This is a genomic window from Gelidibacter pelagius, from assembly GCF_017581925.1.
Taxonomy (GTDB): domain Bacteria; phylum Bacteroidota; class Bacteroidia; order Flavobacteriales; family Flavobacteriaceae; genus Gelidibacter; species Gelidibacter pelagius.
Map to the genome: position 1 here is coordinate 39,950 of NZ_JAGEVG010000016.1, position 18,197 is coordinate 58,146.

Here is an 18,197-nt window from a genome sequence, read left to right on the forward strand (position 1 = left end):
TATGGATAGAAGAACAGCCGTCAAAAACATTGCACTTTCATTGGGTTTGGTCGTTTCAGGTTCAACCATTTTAAGTGTTTTTAATGCTTGTACCACTGACAAAACTGTGGTATTGCCAGAATTTTTTAAGAAGTCTGATATATATGGTATTGAGGGATTGGTAGATATAATACTGCCTAAAACGTCAAGTATTGGAGCGAACGATTTAAATACTTCCCAATTTATTGATAAAATGTGCTATCATGTACTGTTGAAAAAGCAACAGGACGAAATTCGAATGGGGATTCAGGAGTTTTCAAAACGATTTGAAGAAATCACAAATAAACTCCCATCAAATGGAAATAGGGAAGATTATCAGCAGATGGTCGCCACGTATTTTGACGTTTCAGAAGAAAGAGAAAATGCTGTTTTTGAAATGTTGGAAAATGGTAGTGATAAGCTCGCAGAAAATGTCAAACCAGATTATTATTTATATGCGTTCCTAACCACTATTCGCGATTTGGGAATGCTCGGTTATTTTACCTCCCAAGTTGTTATGGAAGGTGACATAGAGGTTTAAAAATAGTACGCTGTGGTGTGTAAAATTTCCTTGAGTACAAAATAGCTTTCCAGTACGCCTATATTATCAATTTTTGAGAGTTTTGACCGAATAAATTCGTGATAGGCATCTAAACTTTCAAGGTTGATTTTTAAAAAGAAATCCACTTTCCCAGCCATATGATAACACTCCTGAACTTCTTTCAGTTCTTTGATCTGTTGATCAAATTTATCAATAAAACCTTCATTATGATAACGAAGAGACACCATGCAGATCGCGGTGATTGGTCTGCCTATCAACTTTTTATCAAGAAGTGCCACATTTCTTTTGATGTAGCCCTTTTTTTCCAATCTACGAATACGTTCGTAGACGGGCGACGCTGATAAGTGCAGCGTATCGGCAATTTCTTTTGTTGTTTTTTTGGAATCATGTTGGAGAATTCTCAAAATTTTCAAATCAGTTTCATCAAGCTTTTCCATAAAAGAAGATTTGGTTGTTTTTCAATAGCCTATTGGTTGTAAAAAGTGTTTTTGCCTTTAAATAAAGGTTTGAAAGATAAAATTACTTATTATTTATACAATCTAAGATAATTAAACTGACTTTGTGCAATTTTATATAGATTTGATCTGTTGTTAATTTTATTTGATTATGCATACCGAAAAAATCTTGATTATAGGGGCAAACGGCCAACTGGGAACCGTGCTTACTCAGCGTCTACAAGAAAAGTGGGGTTTAAAAAATGTAATAGCCTCAGATATATATCCAAGTGATCAGCTTAATGGGAAATTCGAAATTCTTGATGCGACAAATTTTGATGGAGTACAAAAGATTGTAAAGCATTATAGGATTACACAAATCTATCATTTAGCGGCAGTTTTATCTGCTAATGGTGAAAAGGATCCTTTAAAAACCTGGAATATAAATATGACAACGCTTTTTAATGTGTTGGAGACTTCAAGATTAAATTCTGTTGGGAAAGTGTTTTTTCCAAGTTCTATTGCTGTATTTGGTGACAATGTACAAAAAGAGCTAACGCCGCAATATAGCATTCTAACACCTTCTACCGTTTATGGAATGAGTAAAGTTGCGGGTGAGAACTGGGTAAGTTATTATCATGAAAAGTATGGCTTAGATGTTCGGTCCATACGTTATCCAGGAGTCATTGGGTATCAATCCTTACCAGGAGGGGGAACTACTGATTATGCGGTGGAGATATATCATAAGGCAATGAACAATGAGCCCTTTGAATGTTTCCTGAAAAACACTGCGACCTTACCAATGATCTACATGGAGGACGCTATTAGGGCAACTATAGAACTTATGGATGCGCCCAAGACAAATATTACCGTAAGATCGTCCTACAATCTTGCAGGAATGAGTTTTAGCCCAATGCAAATTGCAAAAACGATTCAAAAATTATATCCAGATTTTAAAATTGCCTATAAACCAGATTTTAGACAGGAGATTGCCGATTCATGGCCGCAAAGTATTGATGATTCTTGCGCTAGAAAGGATTGGAATTGGATGCCCAATTATAACTTGGAATCAATGACGGAAGACATGATTAGAAATTTAAAGCTAAGGGAAGAATGTTTTGTTTAGTAGGGCATTTGAGAACAAAGTAATGTAACGACCATTGAATCCAATATTCACCCTTAGAAAATCTAAGTCTTGTTGACTGAACAAATCAATAAGATTTTATTTTTGGATTTTACCTTGTATAGATATTCATTGATGGTTATCAAAAATGATGTCAATACAGGAAATGGTTATGTATGGATATCAATGTCCAAAAGTCAAATAGATTGCCATGTTCTAAAATGTCCTTACCATAAGCTTGTAATAATTCAATTAGGTTTTAATGTTATTCACCATTATGCTGAACCTAATTTATTTTACTAAGTCAATATGCGATCGATTATTACTTGATTAATATTGGGCATGACTCGGTGAGTAAATCCATCTAATAATTTACGCACCTAATCCCTCACCGAATATTTGAAATTAACTAAATTTGATTGATTTTGAGAAAAAAGTTAACAACCCGAAAATATAACGGTATTTGGTGTCATTTAATGCAAACGTTGTGGAGTCAACGGGTTCAGAACCATTGATATTATCTCTATTCAGTAATATATACAAAAAAACCCTGCAATCAATTGATTATCAGGGTTTTAGCGGAGAAAGAGGGATTCGAACCCCCGGAGGTATGACCCTCAACAGTTTTCAAGACTGCCGCATTCGACCGCTCTGCCATTTCTCCAGTGTCGCTGCGCTTGCCCGAATAAGCAAATTATGTTTGCTTAGGTGGGTGCAAATATAGAACCCTTTTTTAATTCTTTCAAGTAAAATCACAACTTTTTAAAAAATAAAATCGGCCATAGAATTAATTTATCGAAATGGCTTAAAATTGACGTCGGCAACCCTTATTTTTGCAGCAATCTGAAACCAATACTAATGAGCATTATAGAGAGTTTAAAATGGCGCTATGCCACCAAAAAATTTGATCCCAATAAGGTTCTGACCACAGATAAACTGCATACACTCAAGCAGGCCTTTAATCTGACGGCGACATCGTTCGGGTTGCAGACCATTTCTTTGCTTATCGTTAAAGACGAAGTTTTGAGAAATCAATTGTTGGAAGCGGCCTATAACCAACGCCAAATCGTCGATGCTTCGCATTTATTGGTGCTTTGTGTCAGAAAAACAATCAAGGACGATGATGTGGACGATTTGTTTGATAATGTCAGCCAATTAAGGAACACCCCAGAAACCATTCTTGAGCCATATCGAAACAATCTGAAATCCATTATGGAAAATATGACTTTGGAAGAACAGCAGGAATGGTCCATTAGACAAGTTTATATAGCCATTGGCAACCTAATGACGGTCTGTGCTGTAGAGCGCATCGATTCCTGTCCTATGGAAGGTTTTGACCGTGCACGCTTTGATGAGATTTTAAAACTTGATGAGAAACATCTCACATCGACTTTGTTGCTACCTGTGGGATATCGCGCAGAGGATGATATGTTTTCAGGCTTTAAAAAAGTGAGAAAAGAGTTGAAACATAGTATCATCGAAATGTAAAACACTCACTGAAGATGGTTTTAAACGATGTTCTTAGTCGGGAATTTTATTTCCATTCGCCTGATAATCTTCTCCCATTCCTGAGACATACCCCTTAAAAAGCTGATTTTCAAAATTACCAATAATATCAAACTCAGCCCCCTGAACCAAAAAACCCGCTGAAAGTTTACTGTCCATAATTTTTACATCATAAAGATCAAATGTGCCCACGTCAGAATTGACACGTCCAGAATATGCACCTTCCGTGTTTTTTGTAATTGTCATTGTGGCTGAAACATTGCCTTGTGGTGTATCTTCAATCAACAAGCTCCAAGCACCGATATAAGGATCAACCTTTACGGCACTTTTACTAGAACCACAATTGGTTATGAGTAGAGAAGAAAATAAAACGAATAATACATACGATTTTTTCATGGCAAGAATGGATTTTATAATCTAAATTATTAGTGTCCGGTAAAAATACAAAAGCTAATAAACCCATTTAAAACAAAGGGTTTCACGAGATTTTTAAAATAACACCTTACTTTTTAGAAACTATTTCTATAGAGAATGATTGGACAATTTTAATTAAACACTAGGTATTGGTCAATTAGTTACAATCAAGTCTATATTCTTTATTCTATAAGCGCAGCGGTCTTGATTCATTATCAGACAACAATGAATATAAATATACAAAATCTCAATGTTCCCGATTGATTTTTATGTTTAAATCGCGATTATTAATTCATATCATTCACTTTTTGCTTGAACATATATATTGTAAATTTGAATTCTCAATTTATTAATGAATAGATAATTATGCCAGGATTTGAATTATTTGGAAATGCGGAACGCAAAGAAGTCAATGATGTTTTGGAAAACGGTGTGTTGATGCGTTACGGATTTGACGGAATGCGCAACGGACATTGGAAAGCAAAGGAATTGGAATCCGAATTGCAATCGGCCTTCAAATCAAAACATGTACAATTGGTATCCAGTGGAACCGCAGCAGTATCGGTTGCTTTGGCGGTAGCAGGAATTGGAGCAGGGGATGAGGTCATTATGCCATCGTTTACCTTCGTAGCCAGTTTTGAAGCTATTATGATGATGGGAGCCATCCCCGTTTTGGTGGATATTGATGATACTTTGACTTTGGATCCGAAGGCTGTTGAAAAAGCAATTTCGTCCAAAACCAAAGCTATCATGGTCGTGCACATGTGCGGCAGTATGGGCGATATGGATGCCTTACAAAGTATTTGCGATGCGCATAATCTAGTCCTGATTGAAGATGCCTGTCAGGCTATCGGCGGTACTTATAAAGGAAAACCCTTGGGCAGTGTTGGTGACTTGGGCTGTTTTTCATTCGATTTTGTTAAAACCATTACTTGTGGCGAAGGTGGTGCCGTCATCACCGACAATGAGCAATACTATATTAATGCCGACCATTATTCGGATCATGGCCATGATCATATAGGGAATGATAGAGGTGCTGAAGATCATCCATTTATGGGCTATAACTTTAGAATTTCAGAGCTCCATGCTGCGGTTGGTTTGGCACAGGTAAGACGCTTGCCCGATTTCCTAACTATCCAACAAAAAAACTACACCATAATCAGAGATGCGCTTTCTGAAATTCCCGAAATCACTTTTAGAACGGTTCCAGATGGTGGCGAAGAAAACTATGGCTTTTTGAACTTTTTTCTTCCCGATTTGGAAATTGCACGTAAAGCTTCCAAGAACTTGAAAGAGGCCAGCGTAGACGGTTGTTTCCATTATTATGACAACAATTGGCATTATATCAGAAAATGGGACCATTTAAAGAACCTAAAAACCCTATACCCAATTTCAGAGCAAGTAAAAACAGGTCTCAAATATCTTCAAACAAAAACCTTTGAGCAATCTGATCATTTTATTGGACGGAATATTTCATGTCTGATCAAATTATCTTGGACAGAAAAAGCAGTGAAGACACGTGCAGAAGCCATGGTGAAAGCAATTACTTCAGCTATTGAAAAATAATGACAAACATTTTAGGGTTAAGAAAATATTTTTTAATAAGATAAAGCATCCCGATTAGTTGATAGTGCACCAATATAAACCGCAATGGAATGGAAGTCCATGGTTTTATATTGACAGATTGAAAGTCTGCTTTGTGTAACGGTTGAAGATGTGAAAATATATATTATTCTTTTTTTCGATTGCAATCGGGACATGTTTAAGTTTATCATAGAAACTTCTGTACAGCAAATCCATTGATGTCTCCGACTTAAAACAGGGATTTACTTTGCAAAAGTAAGGACCGATAACGGAGAAGACACTAAAAAGATAGTAAAAGAATAGTCTTATTAGAGCTGTTGTTCTAAATCCTTTTTTTGAATGGTCATTTAAAATATAATTTTAGAATCTTAATTATCTGTCTTCAGTCCGAGATGTAGTTGATGGCATACAGCTTAAATATTATTTGGGCATGTCTTTAAAAAAATGTAAATTGGTAAGAATAAACGACTTATTCATCTTCTAAGTTTACGAAGAGATTTGCACGTTTATTTTTTGACCGCTGTCCCTCATTTAGCAATGACTTAAAAAAATCAAATTCCCTTAGGCATGACGATGCTGTATTTTTTATAATGAAAGTCGTAAAATAGTTTCTACTTATATTTTGGTATTATCATTGACAATTGATTCGATTTTAGATGCTCACATCTATTATTGATTCATTGTATAACTATATGTTAAACCATTCTAAAAACGATAATTATGAAACAATTTTTACTTTTTCCAACATTTATGTTGTGCTTGTTAATGTCCTTCTCTGGATATTCCCAATATAAAATTGATGAGCAACGGATTTACACATGGGAGGATGGTTCTCCCGATTGGGATCATGAAGCGACTCTGGATTATACTTACGAGAATGAAGGCGACAAAGAAACAAGCTTACTCACCTTAGCCATGCCCGGTTCGACGAACATCACGAAATTGGACAAACAATATAATGCCAACAACGATATTATTTCTTCGGTAATGCAATTTTGGGATGACACCAATCTTCAATGGCAAGATATTTCCAAAACGGATTATGAATATGATGGTGCCAATAATTTGATTGTTGAGACTTCTCAGAGCAATAACTTTGGTACAACGCCGTATTCAAATAGTCAAAGAATCCTATATACCTATTCCGATGGGAATGTGAGTTCTGAAATCAGCCAAAATTGGAATTCCGTAACCAGCGCATGGGTTAATAACGAGAGAGATTTATACGAGTATTCAGGTTCTGATATGACCAAGCATACAGAGCAAAAATGGGAGGCTGGCCAATGGGTGAATGAGGAGCAAACAGAAATGGCCTACGAATCTGCAGGAAAACTATCACAAATTATTATCAAGGAGTGGAACTCTGGGATTAATGACTGGGAATTTGACGAAAGGGTGACCTATAATTATAATGGGAACCTAATGACAGAGGCCGTTGGAGATGATTATATTGGAGGGGCATGGGTTTTGGATCACAGAACACAACTGACCTATGAAAATGGATCGCCAACGGTGATCATATATCAAGAAAGAAGAGGTAACGATTGGGAGAATCAAGATCGCCAATTATATACCTACGATGCCAATGGAAATAATACAATCCTTATTGCTGAGGAGTGGGATAATACGGGAATGGAATGGGAACTCGAAAGTAAAATTGAAACTGATTATTCCTTGGTACTTCCTTTTGTCTTGGATTTAGAATCTTTTGATACGGAAAGCTTTAAGGTGTTTCCCAATCCTGCTTCCGATGTGATCCATGTATCTTATTTCCAGCCCATAGAAAAAATGGAACTCTATGATGTTTTAGGGAAAAAAGTAACCTCTTCCTTAAGCATGAGTCAACTAAATGTTGAAAGCATAACAGCAGGAATGTATGTGCTGAAAGTGTATGATAAAAACTCAAGCACAACGAGAAAAATAATGATCAAATAGTATCCAGAAATTACTTCAAAGAAGAAGTATAGGGTCAAATTATATATTTACCCACGAGTTCAAAAAAAAAGGATTTAGAGCTGTTGTTCTAAATCCTTTTTCTATTTGAAATTTATTGGTCGTTGCTATAAATAGATATTAAAGCCATTAAACGCTATGGTTTTTTAGTCTTAATTCTTAATAACTCACATGATCCACGATTTCCAATCCATAGCCAATAATTCCAACACGTTTGGTGTGTTCACTATTGGACATCAGCAATAATTTATGGATGTTGAGGTCGTGCAGAATTTGCGCTCCAATTCCAAAATCCCTGTTATCCATGACAATAGTTGGTGCCTTGATGACATCAGTATGATTCTGTTCTTGTTTTAAGGTTTTAAGGCGGTTGAGCAGATCGGTAGATTGATGCTGCTGATTGATAAACAGGATGGCGCCCTTGCCGTCGTCGTTGATCAACTTGAACATATCATCCAGTTTTTTATCAGCGTTGTTGGTCAGCGTCCCCAAGATATCATTATTGACCAAAGTAGAGTTCACTCTGGTCAAAACTGGTTCATTGATTTCCCAAGCACCTTTGGTCAGGGCAATATGTACTTGATTATTTGTAGTTTGCTGATAGGCTCTTAGTCTAAACTTCCCAAAACGGGTGACAATCTCAAAATCCTCTTTCTTTTCAATCAAAGAGTCGTGCTGCATTCTATAAGCTACCAAATCTTCGATGGATACAATCTTGACGTCAAATTTCTCGGCAACCTTCATAAGCTCAGGCAGTCTAGCCATGGTGCCATCATCATTCATGATTTCAACAATCACACCAGCTGGCTGTAATCCCGCTAAGCGTGCAAAATCTATGGCAGCTTCGGTATGCCCGGTACGTCTTAATACGCCACCTTGCTTAGCAACCAATGGAAAAATATGTCCTGGACGTCCCAATTCAAAAGGTTTGGTCTCCGGATTGATCAAAGCTTGTACTGTTTTTGCTCGGTCACTGGCCGAAATTCCCGTGGTCACACCATTGCCACGCAAATCGACCGAAACTGTAAATGCAGTTTCCATAGGGTCTGTATTATTGTGGACCATAGGGTTTAACTCCAATTCCTTACAGCGTTTTTCTGTAAGTGGTGTGCAAATCAATCCACGACCGTGAGTGGCCATAAAATTGATCATTTCTGGAGTCACCATTTCTGCTGCAGCTACAAAATCGCCTTCATTTTCTCTGTCGGCATCGTCAACAACAATAATGACTTTTCCATTCTTAATATCCTCAATGGCCTCTTCAATGGTATTTAACGTTATAGTTGGCATATAGGTGCTTGTTGTCATTTTTTTTGAAATTATATGCAAAGATATGGCTTATTTTACATTTAGGATACAACTTTTGTCCAAGTCTTCCTTGATCTTGTTCTTGAGAAGAAAGTGGGAAGCACCATAAAAAGGAAAAGCAATTAACATTAATATTGGGTCTAAGCCTTTTGCCTTGAATCCAATGTTTTTGTAGAAAACAGTGGTTTTGACCCAAGTGACAATATAGTAAAGCAGATAGATGATAAAGGAAATAATACTTAAATCTATTGCAGCCGAAGCGAATTCCGGGAATTTATTGTTTTTAAAAACTAAATGTAAAATGAGAAGAACCACCCCGATAATATAGAAAATAAAAGCAAATTTCGAATAGTCAACGGCGTCCTTAGCGTCTTTATTTGAGGTAATATAGGCATCATTTATGAGGACCCCTTGTTTTTGAAGATCTTCAATAGTTTGCTCACGCTTTAACAACTGATTCATAGCGAAAGGCTTGATGCTTTGATCAAAATTGAGATCGTCATGGTTCTTGATGATGTTGATCAGCTTTTCATTGTTATAATCATTTAAGAAGCTATACTGAACGAGTTCGCCATCAATCATGACCGAGTTTTTTGGACGGAGATTGAGGAATTTCTTGATGGGATTGAGATAACTATCAAAATCGAATAGGCCTTTATCGTTGGTGGCACGCGTGGTTAGATAGATGCCCAATGGCAACATGATCAATGTGGAGAGCCAAGTAGCTAAAATCGGATTTAATGTACCATCTTCTGAACTGTTTTTTGCAAAAATTCCTATAAAATGATAAGTAAGGAACAAAAGAATGGCAACGACCAATGGTAAACCAATCCCACCTTTTCTGATCAAGGCTCCTAATGGTGCACCTACAAAAAAGAGAATAAAACAAGCGAAGCCCAAAACGTATTTTTCGTGCAGTGCTATAAGATGCTTGTTCAGATTTTTGTCCGAAATCTCCAGAAACTGTTCCTTTGTAGAGATAATTTGGGTCGTACTGCTAATGGTGTTCAATGACAAATTCACAAGTTGCAATTTGCCTTTGGTCTCAAAAAGGTCGAGGACATTCCCTTTAAAAATACTATCCGTTTCTGGTGTAATATTATTATTTAAAGAGTTTATTGAGGTTCTACTATATAAGGTTTCGGCGAGATTTTTGTATTCATCTGATTTGTTTCTGTAAAGACTGTCAATGGTGTAGTTGAGATCTCCAACATCAAGCATATTATATCTGTCCGTATAGCTTTTTTCGCCTAAATCCACATCATTTAAAGCTTCCAAATCGATATTCATGGTATAGGTGTCAAAATAACTTTTGGCATGTGGCTTCTTCTGAATTTCCTTTGGATTTTTACTGTATATTTCTTCGTAGTAGTTACCGTTGAATAACACCAGTTGAAGAATATTTGAAGTGGTACTGCTTATGAGCTCTCCAGATTCGGCTATAATGACGAGGTGATTGCCAGGACGATTATTTTTACGCTGGTGCATAATCACATTGGAAAGATACTGACCGCGATCGCCACTTTTTTTCTCGACCTTGATATTAAAATCGCCTATTTCATTAAACTGCCCTTCGGCAATGGCCATTTGCGGTTTGAGCTTAGCAATATTTTTTCTCAGATTATAGGCGTTGTATTCCGCCCAGGGAATAACATTATTCGCAAACAAAAATGTAGTGACAGAAAGTAATACGATGAAAACACTCAAGCCTCTCATGGCGCGTTGCAATGAAATACCTGTAGATTTCATAGCCGCAAACTCATAGTTTTCAGCAAAAGTTCCAAAAACCATAATGGAGACCAATAGAATGGTTAGTGGTAAGATTAGTGGAATAAGGGTAGGGGTGATGTAAAGTAAGAATTTGAAGATGGTATCAATATCGAGATCCTTCCCGGCCAACTCGGAAATATACAACCAAACGGCCTGTAAAACAAAAATGAGCATGAGTATAACAAACACGCTCAAAAAAGTTTTTAAGTAGGTCTTAAGTATGTACCTATCCAGTATTTTCATAAAATTGACGCCTTATCTAATCGAGCTTATTGATGTAATAGCCTTTGTATTTATTAGCATCAAAAGTAAATAAGGTTTTTGAAATAGGCTCATTAGTTTTAAAACTATTTACAGTTAAGGTGGTTTGGGTGCCGTTTTTACCTATCTCTATAAGATTGTAAATATGTTTGGTCTGCGCGTCAATACCCAACAGGACTTGCTTGATTTCAGAATTGCTGTCAATTGGTGTCAGTTTTACATACTGAATTTTTCGACCACTGACATTTTGAACGATATCCATGGCATAATTGTAGCCATTTTGGTAAAACGATAACATTTTGCTTGGGGTAATGGTGTTTTCGTCTTCTGTGTTGTTCTTTGAGATGGTCACTTCTTCATCTTCAGGACTAATAGTATAAAGTGTCTTGCCGTCGTAAATACGGGTAACCCCAAGGATGTTTAAAAGGTATTTTTCACCCTCAATGATGACATCACCACGTGTTTCTTGATTAATGTTCTCACTGGTGTTTCTTAAGACATATTTGAAATCAATGCTGATGTTATTATAACCTTTTACTTTAGCATTCACTTCGTTTAACAAGGTCTTTGCTTTCTCTGCATCTTGCGCATAAGTTGAGAATGATAATAAGACAATGGCTAATACAAATAATTTTTTCATTATTAAGTTTTTTGTTAATTCTGTTTATAGAATTGCTGTTTTATCGGCTTCAAATTTAGTTAAAACTATGTACTTTAGAACATCTCATTTTAGTTTCTGAAAATTTCCAAAATGAATCCGTCCCTTAGATTGGTCAATTTGCACTCAACCTTGCTTTGGTACAACTATTATGATATTTCATTTGCTAAAAGTTGATCTAAAGCCACAAGATCAGGCACAAGTACCTGTCTAGCCTTACTGCCTTCAAATTGGCCAACAATACCAGCAGCTTCCAATTGATCAATCAATCGACCAGCTCTATTATAACCAAGCTTTAATTTTCTTTGCAATAGTGAGGCAGATCCTTGTTGTGCGGTGACGATGACTTCAGCAGCTTCTCTAAACAATTTATCTCTGTCGGATATGTCTACATCAAGACTTGTGCCACTTTCCTCACCAACATATTCGGGTAAAAGATAAGCATCTGGATAGGCTTTCTGTCCGCCAATAAATTCGGTTATCACTTCTACTTCAGGAGTATCTACAAAGGCACATTGGATCCTGGTCAATTCATTCCCTTGGGTATAGAGCATATCTCCACGTCCAATTAATTGATCGGCTCCAGAACTGTCCAAAATTGTTCGGGAATCAATCTTGGAAGTCACCCTAAAAGCAATTCTTGCCGGGAAATTGGCCTTGATGATCCCTGTAATAACGTTTACAGAAGGTCTTTGCGTCGCAATGATCAAATGGATGCCAATAGCACGGGCCAATTGCGCCAAACGTGCAATCGGTGTTTCCACTTCTTTGCCAGCAGTCATGATCAAATCTGCAAACTCATCCACCACCAAGACAATATAGGGTAAGAACTGATGCCCTTCGTTAGGATTTAGTTTACGAGCCTTAAACTTGTCGTTGTATTCTTTAATGTTACGACAAAGCGCATTTTTCAACATTTCATAACGGTTGTCCATCTCAATACACAAGGAATTTAAGGTATTGATGACCTTGGTGTTGTCCGTAATGATCGCTTCCTCGCTATCCGGTAATTTGGCTAAGTAATGGCGTTCTATCTTATTGAATAAGGTCAGTTCCACTTTTTTGGGATCCACCAGAACAAACTTCACTTCTGCAGGATGTTTTTTGTAAAGCAACGATGTCAAAACAGCATTTAACCCGACCGATTTTCCTTGACCGGTCGCACCCGCCATTAATAGATGGGGCATTTTCGCCAAATCGACAACAAAGGTTTCATTGCTGATGGTTTTGCCAAAAGCAATTGGCAATTCCATTTCTGATTTTTGGAATTTCTGAGAGGCAATTACCGAACGCATCGATACAATCGTTGAGTTCTTGTTGGGCACCTCAATACCAATCGTTCCCTTTCCAGGAATAGGCGCAATAATACGGATGCCCAAAGCTGCCAAAGAGAGGGCGATATCATCTTCTAAGTTTTTAATTTTAGAAATACGAACTCCAGCGTTAGGAACAATTTCATACAAGGTTACTGTAGGACCGATGGTTGCCTTGATATTGCTGATGCCAATATTGTAATTGTTTAAGGTCTCAACAATTCGGTTTTTGTTTTCTTCAAGCTCATCTTGATCAATGGTGATGCCTTCAGAATCATATTTTTTCAATAGGTCCAATGGCGGGAATTGGTATTTGCTCAACTCTAATGTCGGATCAAATTGGCCAAAATCGGCCACCAATTTATTTGAGAGATTATCACTTTCAGAAACCTCTTCAACAACATGTTCAACTTCCATGGCCAATTCTTCTTCCTCAATTATTGGAGGAACTTCAATGTTAAGACTTGGACTTTTAGCAGGTTCAGCTTTGGCTTTTTTAATTGGCGGAACGTCCTGCTTGGAAGGCTTCAAATTAAAAGCAGCCTTGATATCTTCGGCTTCAGCAGTTAAGTCATTATCTAAAGTAGCGTAAGATTCTGAAGGTTCCACTGTGCTTTTAAAATCTTCTTTAATATCTTTTTTGGCCGATTTGAAAAAGCTGACAATAGAGTCACCAGTTACCCTAAATCTGATGGCAGCATAAATGATCATTCCAAAAAAGAGCAGGAGGGCGGTACCAATAATTCCAATATAATCCTGAAAAAAGGAATTCATTTCAAATCCGATCGTACCACCAAGAGCATCATATTTATGGGTGAAAAATCCAAAGAAAACAGATAGCCATATGGCAATCAGTGTTCCCCATATCCAGTGGCTTCTGAGTTTGGCTTTGTTGATATTTAAGGTAACATAGATTCCAGACAGAAATATTAATCCAGCAAAAATAAAAGAGGAGACACCAAAACCTTTCATAATGAAAAAGTCGCTCACCCAAGCACCAAGTTTATTAAGCCAATTTTCAGCAACCACTTCTCTGGTACCTATTTCAGTAAGCGTACTCTGATCTGCTTTTCCAGTAAAAAAGAAGGAAAGAAAGGCAATAAATAATAAAACACCAAGAATCATCAACAAGCTTCCAAAAATGAGTTTTTGTTGACTTGATAGTTTGAGATTTGGTTTTTTTATTTTTTTTGTGGTACTGCTTTTAGCTTTGATTTTCTTCTTCGCCATTGTTAACTTTCCGTGACCACGGAAATCTGTTGATTTTTAATTGGATTACTAAAATACGTTAGAATTATTTGCTTTTATAAAGAAACAAAAATACAAATTACTAACGTTAAACCTATCGGAATTAGTATTAAAAAAGCTTGGGATAATAAATGATTGCAGCCACAATGACGGCTGATATTGCTGCTATAAATACGGCACCTGCAGCAACATCTTTGATTCGTCCAATACTAGAATGGCGTTCTGGGTGAATAAAGTCTGCTATGTACTCAATAGAGGTGTTGAGGCCTTCAATACTCATGACCAAGCCAATCATAGCTACCTGAAATAGCCATTCAGTAGTGGAGATTTCAAAGTAGAACCCAGCAATAGTAACCACAATGGCGATTACAAACTGAATTTTGATACTAGCTTCCGTTCGAAGTAAAATCAGCGCACCTTTGAATGCCCACCCTACACTTTTTAAGCGATTGACCAGGAACGAATCTTTTTTTTTGGACATAAAAAAGTTATGAAATCGATTTTAATGCTGCTTCGTAATCAGGTTCATCAGTTATTTCAGAAACTTGCTCAGTGTAGATGACTTCAGCTTTGTCGTTTAGCACTACAACACATCTTGAATGCAAACCTTCCATTGGACCGTCAACAAAGGTCAGGCCGTAGTTCTTGCCAAAATTACCATCTCTAAAGTCAGATAAGCTCTCTACATTGTCTATACCTTCCGCCGCACAGAAACGTGCGAAAGCAAATGGTAAATCTTTAGAAATACAAAGTACTTTGGTGTTGTCAAGTTGTGACGCTTTTTCGTTAAAAGTTCTAACAGATTGTGCACAAACACCAGTGTCCACGCTAGGGAAAATGTTTAATACAACATTATGACCCAAATAATTATTAAGCGATTTTGAAGAGAGATCAGTTGCGGTTAATCTGAAGTTTGGAGCATCAGCTCCTATTTTTGGAAGTTCACCAAATGTTGTTACTGGATTACCTTTAAATGTTACAGTTGCCATAATATATGATGTTTATTGTGAGATGTTAAAATTAAGAATTATTTAGTGCTTTGTCTATTAATAAGAACATAATATTTTTTGAACATTCAGTTAATGAAATCGACTGTTCAAAGTCGTATATTGTTTAGAATCATCTAAAAAACATCAACTCATATTTTCCACTAAAAATAATTCAAAACTATTTTATTTAATTAGTATTCAAATAGATAGTCTTGAATATAATCAAAACTTGAATGAATAACGAATAATTGATGACTGAAATTGATTCCCGCGAATGGATTTTAATTAGTGAAACTCACTTTTTTAAAAATAGCGAAGCCAATGCATTCAGAATTGATAGTTATCCCGATAGTATCGGGATAATCGGCTTTTCAGGGGAATCTTCGGGTTTAATTCCCCGAGGTTCTTGATTTTAGACGCTTTAAGTCCTATCGCAATTCCGCACCGAGTTGCTCTTCAAAATTGGATTTCAGTTTTTGCATGATCTTATCCACCTGCTTATCTGTAAGTGTGCTATGTTCGTCTTGGAATTTAAAACTTACTGCATAACTTTTTTTGCCTTTTGGTAGTTTTTCTCCCTGATAAACATCAAACAGATCGACGTCCTTTAGCAATCGTTTTTCTGTTTTATTGGCGATGGTGTCAATGGCTTCAAAAGTTACCTTGTCATCTATCAAGAGTGCAAAATCACGTCTGGTTGACGGGTATTTGGGCAACTCCTTAAAGTTTATATTATTATGTTTTGCCATATCGATCACATGGTCCCAATTAAAATCAGCATACAGTACATCTTGCGAGATGTCAAAATGCTTCATGATCTTTTTGTTGACCAATCCAAAATCTACTAAAGTCTTTTTTCCCATCCGTAAACTGATGCCTTCACTGAAAACATCATTTTCAATAGGAGAAACAGAAATTCGGTTCAGGCCTAATCGCTCTAAAACAGCAGTGATAACTCCTTTTAAATAAAAGAAATTGCTCGGTTGTTGATTGGTATTCCAGCGTTCAGCATCTTTGTTGCCAGTTACAAAAAGTGCTAAATGTTTATTTTCAATATACTTATCGCCGTGGCTATGGTAAGTTTTTCCAAATTCAAACAGTTTTATGTCCGAACGCCTTCTATTGATATTTCTATTTATGGCTTCAAGTCCTGAGAACAACAAACTCTGGCGCATCACACTTAAGTCATGGCTCAATGGGTTTAACATGATCACATTGTGCTCTTCTTTTAAATCAACGCTCAACTTCGCATAAGCAGGAGTAGTCAAGGAATTTGATAAAATCTCATAAAAACCTTGTGCGGCCAATTGGTTGCCCGTCACATTCTGAAGTTTAAAATCTTCAAAACGGGACGTTGGAGAGATGGAAGCATTCAGTTTTTCGGTAAAATTGATATTGTTGTAGCCATAGATTCGTAAGACCTCCTCAATGACATCGGCCTCACGAACCACGTCATTTCTATAGGCTGGTACCATTAATCCCAAGCCGGTTTCAGTAACATTGTTGACTTTGATATCCAAAGACATCAAGATGCTCTTGATAATGTCTTTTGGGATTTCTTCGCCAATTAGTTTTTCTGCATTGGCAAAGCTGAAGTGCACTGGAGAATCTTCGATTTTTTTAGGATAGAAGTCCACGAGATTATTGGTGACATAACCTCCAGCTATTTCTTGTATCAATAAAGCAGCACGTTTTAAGGCGTATTCTGTAATATTCGGATCAACGCCACGTTCAAATCTAAATGAGGCATCGGTATTTAGTCCATGTCTTTTGGCAGATTTCCGAACGGTTATCGGATTGAAATACGCACTTTCCAGGAAAATGCTCGTAGTGTGTTCCGTAACCCCTGAGTTTTCGCCACCAAAAACACCTGCAATACACATAGGTTTTACGGCATCACAAATCATTAGATCTTCTTCATGTAATTCACGTTCAACACCATCTAAGGTTGTGAATTTCGTTCCTTTTGGTAGTGTTTTTACAATAATTTTTTTGCCTTCAATTTTATTGGCATCAAAAGCATGCAAAGGCTGTCCAAGCTCATGAAGAACGTAATTGGTGATGTCAACAATATTGTTTTTTGGAGCGATTCCAATCGCTTTAAGTCTGTTTTGCAACCAAGTTGGTGAGGTGTCAACTTTCACATCTGAAATGGTGACGCCACAATAGCGAGGTGATAATTCTTTGTTTAGGACCTCAACACCAATTTTCAAAGTTCCTTGATCGACTCTAAATGCACTCACTGAAGGTGTGATCAATTCCACGTGCATGTTTTTTTGTAAAAGTCCAGCTTTGAGATCTCTTGCAGTCCCGAAATGGCTCATGGCATCGGCTCTGTTTGGGGTCAGTCCAATTTCAAAAACATGATCATTTTCAACTTCATAAATATCGGCTACTAAAGTGCCAACAGATAGGTCATTGTCAAGCACCAAAATCCCGTCGTGAGATGCACCAAGACCTAATTCATCTTCGGCACAGATCATTCCATGGCTTTCTTCGCCTCTTATCTTTCCCTTTTTAATGGTCCAGGCTTCTCCTTCTGCAGTGTATAGCGTTGTTCCAATGGTTGCCACAGGTACCTTTTGGCCGGCTGCTACGTTAGGTGCGCCACAGACAATTTGTAGAGGTGTTCCTGAACCAATGTTTACCGTGGTCACTTTAAGACGATCAGCATTCGGATGTTGTACACAGGTGAGTACTTCGCCAACCACGATACCTTCCAATGCACCTTTGATAGATTGAAATGGCTGTATGCCTTCAACTTCAAGACCCAAGTCAGTAAGGAGCTCGCCTGTTTGCTCAGGAGTCCAATCAATATTAACAAATTGCTTTAACCAATTATATGAAATCTTCATTTTATGAGTGTTATGCTACAGGGTGATGTTTCGTATTCCTTTTTCTTGAGATTGAAATAATCTACATGCATCCCAATGTTCCGTCTTATTTTCAAATTCGGGGTAAAGATAATAATAGTATATAGTTATAGAAATTGTAAATAATTTTATTTTGAATGATTTTAGTTTTATTTTAACCCTCAATTAAAAGTCCCAATTATA

Annotated in this window: 14 protein-coding genes, 1 tRNA gene and 1 pseudogene; 6 read left to right on the top strand and 10 right to left on the bottom strand. The window is 37.0% G+C overall.

Features of this window, described 5'->3' with window-relative positions:
• The first annotated feature begins 1 nt into the window (after nt 1).
• Entirely contained in the window at nt 2-559 is a 558-nt protein-coding gene (locus J4051_RS13705; RefSeq protein WP_208234447.1) for a gluconate 2-dehydrogenase subunit 3 family protein, read from the top strand.
• Here J4051_RS13705 and J4051_RS13710 read toward each other — a convergent pair.
• Entirely contained in the window at nt 556-1,017 is a 462-nt protein-coding gene (locus J4051_RS13710; RefSeq protein ID WP_208234448.1) for an Lrp/AsnC family transcriptional regulator, read from the bottom strand. The two genes, J4051_RS13705 and J4051_RS13710, sit on opposite strands and share 4 nt — an antisense overlap.
• A gap of 169 nt (nt 1,018-1,186) precedes the next feature.
• On the opposite strand from J4051_RS13710, the gene J4051_RS13715 reads away from it, so the two are divergent.
• Complete coding sequence (locus J4051_RS13715; RefSeq protein ID WP_208234449.1) at nt 1,187-2,140, top strand: NAD-dependent epimerase/dehydratase family protein; 954 nt, start codon at nt 1,187-1,189, stop codon at nt 2,138-2,140.
• 576 nt (nt 2,141-2,716) lie between these two features.
• Here the strand turns inward: J4051_RS13715 and J4051_RS13720 are convergent.
• Nucleotides 2,717-2,801, bottom strand: a tRNA-Ser gene (locus J4051_RS13720).
• Nucleotides 2,802-2,995: 194 nt separating this feature from the next.
• Here J4051_RS13720 and J4051_RS13725 point away from each other — a divergent pair.
• On the top strand, nt 2,996-3,625 hold the full coding sequence (locus tag J4051_RS13725) for an NAD(P)H-dependent oxidoreductase (protein WP_208234450.1): 630 nt from the start codon (nt 2,996-2,998) through the stop codon (nt 3,623-3,625).
• Between the two features lie 33 nt (nt 3,626-3,658).
• Here the strand turns inward: J4051_RS13725 and J4051_RS13730 are convergent, their stop codons facing one another.
• Nucleotides 3,659-4,039, bottom strand: a complete 381-nt coding sequence (locus J4051_RS13730; RefSeq protein ID WP_208234451.1) for a hypothetical protein — start codon at nt 4,037-4,039, stop codon at nt 3,659-3,661.
• A gap of 384 nt (nt 4,040-4,423) precedes the next feature.
• Here J4051_RS13730 and J4051_RS13735 point away from each other — a divergent pair, with 384 nt between their 5' ends.
• The 3 genes and pseudogenes from J4051_RS13735 to J4051_RS13745 all read left to right on the top strand — a co-directional run bounded on the left by J4051_RS13735 (nt 4,424) and on the right by J4051_RS13745 (nt 7,576).
• Nucleotides 4,424-5,623 (top strand): DegT/DnrJ/EryC1/StrS family aminotransferase, encoded by a 1,200-nt coding sequence (locus J4051_RS13735; protein WP_208234452.1) that lies wholly within the window; start codon nt 4,424-4,426, stop codon nt 5,621-5,623.
• A 252-nt stretch (nt 5,624-5,875) separates the two neighbouring features.
• Nucleotides 5,876-5,944 (top strand): annotated as a pseudogene (locus J4051_RS19275) (T9SS type A sorting domain-containing protein); the annotation flags it as partial.
• 417 nt (nt 5,945-6,361) lie between these two features.
• Nucleotides 6,362-7,576: a T9SS type A sorting domain-containing protein gene (locus J4051_RS13745; protein WP_208234453.1), complete on the top strand. Its 1,215-nt coding sequence runs from the start codon at nt 6,362-6,364 to the stop codon at nt 7,574-7,576.
• 177 nt (nt 7,577-7,753) lie between these two features.
• On the opposite strand, the gene ribB is transcribed toward J4051_RS13745, so the two are convergent.
• The 7 genes from ribB to pheT form a co-directional block, all read right to left on the bottom strand.
• Nucleotides 7,754-8,902 carry a 3,4-dihydroxy-2-butanone-4-phosphate synthase gene (gene ribB, locus J4051_RS13750; protein ID WP_208234454.1) on the bottom strand — a complete coding sequence of 383 codons (1,149 nt, stop codon included), beginning with the start codon at nt 8,900-8,902 and terminating at the stop codon, nt 7,754-7,756.
• Nucleotides 8,903-8,932: 30 nt separating this feature from the next.
• Nucleotides 8,933-10,915 carry an LptF/LptG family permease gene (locus J4051_RS13755; protein WP_208234455.1) on the bottom strand — a complete coding sequence of 661 codons (1,983 nt, stop codon included), beginning with the start codon at nt 10,913-10,915 and terminating at the stop codon, nt 8,933-8,935.
• A 16-nt stretch (nt 10,916-10,931) separates the two neighbouring features.
• Nucleotides 10,932-11,573 (bottom strand): LolA family protein, encoded by a 642-nt coding sequence (locus tag J4051_RS13760; RefSeq protein ID WP_208234456.1) that lies wholly within the window; start codon nt 11,571-11,573, stop codon nt 10,932-10,934.
• A gap of 167 nt (nt 11,574-11,740) precedes the next feature.
• Nucleotides 11,741-14,134, bottom strand: coding sequence for a DNA translocase FtsK (locus J4051_RS13765; protein WP_208234457.1), 2,394 nt, complete (start codon nt 14,132-14,134; stop codon nt 11,741-11,743).
• 127 nt (nt 14,135-14,261) lie between these two features.
• Nucleotides 14,262-14,633, bottom strand: coding sequence for a diacylglycerol kinase (locus tag J4051_RS13770; protein ID WP_208234458.1), 372 nt, complete (start codon nt 14,631-14,633; stop codon nt 14,262-14,264).
• 7 nt (nt 14,634-14,640) lie between these two features.
• Complete coding sequence (gene tpx, locus J4051_RS13775) at nt 14,641-15,141, bottom strand: thiol peroxidase (protein ID WP_208234459.1); 501 nt, start codon at nt 15,139-15,141, stop codon at nt 14,641-14,643.
• 428 nt (nt 15,142-15,569) lie between these two features.
• Nucleotides 15,570-17,996 carry a phenylalanine--tRNA ligase subunit beta gene (gene pheT / locus J4051_RS13780; RefSeq protein ID WP_208234460.1) on the bottom strand — a complete coding sequence of 809 codons (2,427 nt, stop codon included), beginning with the start codon at nt 17,994-17,996 and terminating at the stop codon, nt 15,570-15,572.
• Between the last annotated feature and the right edge of the window lie 201 nt (nt 17,997-18,197).